General features: G+C 52.0%; 1 rRNA gene. It reads left to right on the forward strand.

The features are described 5' to 3' along the window. Positions 1-781 (forward strand): 23S ribosomal RNA (locus ACTXGO_RS15195); the annotation flags it as partial.

Below are 781 nucleotides of genomic sequence, written 5' to 3' on the forward strand. Positions count from 1 at the left end.
GGAGGACCGAACCCACTGTCGTTGAAAAGCCAGGGGATGACTTGTGGATAGGGGTGAAAGGCTAATCAAACTCGGTGATAGCTGGTTCTCCCCGAAAGCTATTTAGGTAGCGCCTCGGACGAACACCATTGGGGGTAGAGCACTGTTTCGGCTAGGGGGTCATACCGACTTACCAAACCGATGCAAACTCCGAATACCGATGAGTGATATCCGGGAGACACACAGTGGGTGCTAACGTCCATTGTGGAGAGGGAAACAACCCAGACCGCCAGCTAAGGCCCCAAATTCCTAGTTAAGTGGGAAACGAGGTGGGAAGGCATAGACAGCTAGGAGGTTGGCTTAGAAGCAGCCATCCTTTAAAGAAAGCGTAATAGCTCACTAGTCGAGTCGGCCCGCGCGGAAGATGTAACGGGGCTCAAACTAGGAGCCGAAGCTGCGGATTTGAATTTGTTTTCAAGTGGTAGGGGAGCGTTGTGTAAGCCTGTGAAGGTGCATTGTAAAGTGTGCTGGAGGTATCACAAGAGCGAATGCTGACGTGAGTAACGATAATGCGAGTGAAAAGCTCGCACGCCGGAAGATCAAGGGTTCCAGTCCAACGTTAATCGGGGCTGGGTGAGTCGACCCCTAAGGCGAGGCCGAAAGGCGTAGTCGATGGGAAATCGGTTAATATTCCGATACTTGTTTATAATGCGATGGAGGGACGGAGAAGGTTATGTCAGCCTGGCGTTGGTTGTCCAGGTGAAAGGATGTAGGCTTGTGGCTTAGGTAAATCCGGGCTGCA

It is taken from the genome of Psychrobacter sp. T6-1, assembly GCF_052258445.1.